This window comes from Spirillospora sp. NPDC049652 (assembly GCF_040675125.1).
Taxonomy (GTDB): domain Bacteria; phylum Actinomycetota; class Actinomycetes; order Streptosporangiales; family Streptosporangiaceae; genus Spirillospora.
Genome location: NZ_JBFAOF010001214.1, coordinates 1 through 1,840, shown reverse-complemented (window position 1 = coordinate 1,840; position 1,840 = coordinate 1). Strand labels below are relative to the sequence as shown.

At 73.8% G+C, this 1,840-nt stretch carries 1 protein-coding gene and 1 pseudogene; both read right to left on the bottom strand.

Going from position 1 to position 1,840, the window contains the following annotated elements:
• A pseudogene (locus tag AB0J52_RS38685) lies at nucleotides 1-278 on the bottom strand (TldD/PmbA family protein); the annotation flags it as partial.
• Nucleotides 275-1,774: a TldD/PmbA family protein gene (locus AB0J52_RS38680; protein WP_500188021.1), complete on the bottom strand. Its 1,500-nt coding sequence runs from the start codon at nucleotides 1,772-1,774 to the stop codon at nucleotides 275-277. The pseudogene AB0J52_RS38685 and the gene AB0J52_RS38680, both read right to left, overlap by 4 nt.
• Between the last annotated feature and the right edge of the window lie 66 nt (nucleotides 1,775-1,840).

Genomic DNA, 1,840 nt, shown 5'->3' with positions numbered 1-1,840 from the left:
CTGGAGGCCGCGGCGGCCTCGGCCGCGCGGACCACGTCCTCGACGTCGTCGCGGCCCACCCCCGACCGCGACACCACGCCCGCCGCGACGCCCTCGCCGGAGCGGCGCAGCGCGATCACGGTGAGCTGGTCGGAGCCGGTCACGCCGTTGGTGGTCAGGGTGTTGCCCGCCCACCGCAGGTTCGCGGTGCTCGACTGGTCGGCGATGACCACGCAGTCGTCGGCGCGGGACAGGGCGAGGGCCCGTTCCACGGCCTCCTGCGGGGAGAGTGCGCTCACTGGCCCGCCTCCTTGACCGTGTTGAGGATGTTGACGCCGCGGAACACCGCGGACGGGCAGCCGTGGCTCACCGGGGCGACCTGCCCCGGCTGGCCCTTGCCGCAGTTGAACGCGCCGCCCAGCACGTAGGTGGACGGCCCGCCCACCGCCTCCATCGAGTTCCAGAACTCGGTGGTGCTGGCCTGGTAGGCCACGTCCCGGACCTGCCCGGCGAGCCGGCCGTTGCGGATCCGGTAGAACCGCTGCCCGGTGAACTGGAAGTTGTGCCGCTGCATGTCGATCGACCAGGACTTGTCGCCGACGACGTAGACGCCGTCCTCGACCCCGGCGATCAGGCCCTCGGTGTCGGGGCCGTCCGGGTCGGCGGCCAGCGACACGTTCGCCATCCGCTGGATGGGCGTGCTCAGCGCCGAGTCGGCGAACGCGCAGCCGTTGGACCGCTCGGCGCCGGTGAGCCGGGCGATGCGCCGGTCGAGCTGGTAGCCGGTGAACAGGCCGCCGCGGACGATGTCGAACGCCTGCGCCTCCACGCCCTCGTCGTCGTACCCGATCGTGGCCAGGCCGTGCTCGGCGGTGCGGTCGCCGGTCACGTTCATGACCTCCGACCCGTACCGCAGGCTGCCGAGTTGGTCGGGGGTGGCGAAGGAGGTGCCCGCGTAGGCGGCCTCGTAGCCGAGCGCCCGGTCCAGCTCGGTGGCGTGCCCGACCGACTCGTGGATCGTCAGCCACAGGTTGGACGGGTCGACCACCAGGTCGTAGCGGCCCGCCTCCACCGACGGCGCGGCCAGCTTCTCGGCCAGCAGCTCGGGGATGGCGGCCAGCTCGGCGTCCCAGTCGTGCACGTCGCCGACCAGGAACTCCCAGCCGCGGCCGGCCGGCGGCGCCAGCGAGCGCATCGTGTCGAACGCGCGCTCGGTGATGCCGGTCGCCTCGACCACCGGGTGCAGCCGGACGCGCTGCTGGGTGGTGACCGTCCCGTTGAGGTCGGCGTAGAACTTGTTCTCCCGGACCTGCAGCAGCGCGGCGTCCACGTGGTCGACGCGGGCGTCGCCGAGCAGCCGGCGGCTCCAGTCGGCCAGCAGCCCGATCTTGTCCTGCGTGGACACGGCGAACGGATCGATCTCGTAGGACGACACCCACGTCACGTCCCCGTGCGACGGCTCGGGGGCGAGCTCGACCGGCTCGCGGTTGACGGGGGCGGCGACGCGCGCGACCTCGACCGCGCGCACGGCGAGGGCGGCGGCGCCGCCGGTGGTCAGGTCGGTGCCGGCGGCGAAGCCCCACGTCCCCCCGGCGACGACCCGGACCGAGAGCCCGAGGTCGGTGTGGTCGGCGGCGGTCTCCAGGACGGCGTCGCGCAGCCGCAGGTTCTGGGAGCGGACGCGCTCCACCCGGACGTCGGCGTGCTCGGCCCCGAGCTCGCGCGCCCGGCTCAGCGCGGCGTCCGCGAGCGCCCGCAGCGGCAGTGCGGTGAAGGCGGGATCAATGTCATGCACCCTGTTCAACCTACCGGGCCGGAGCCCGCCTGATCATGCCGATACCGGTCGGTGTCGCGGTCCCGT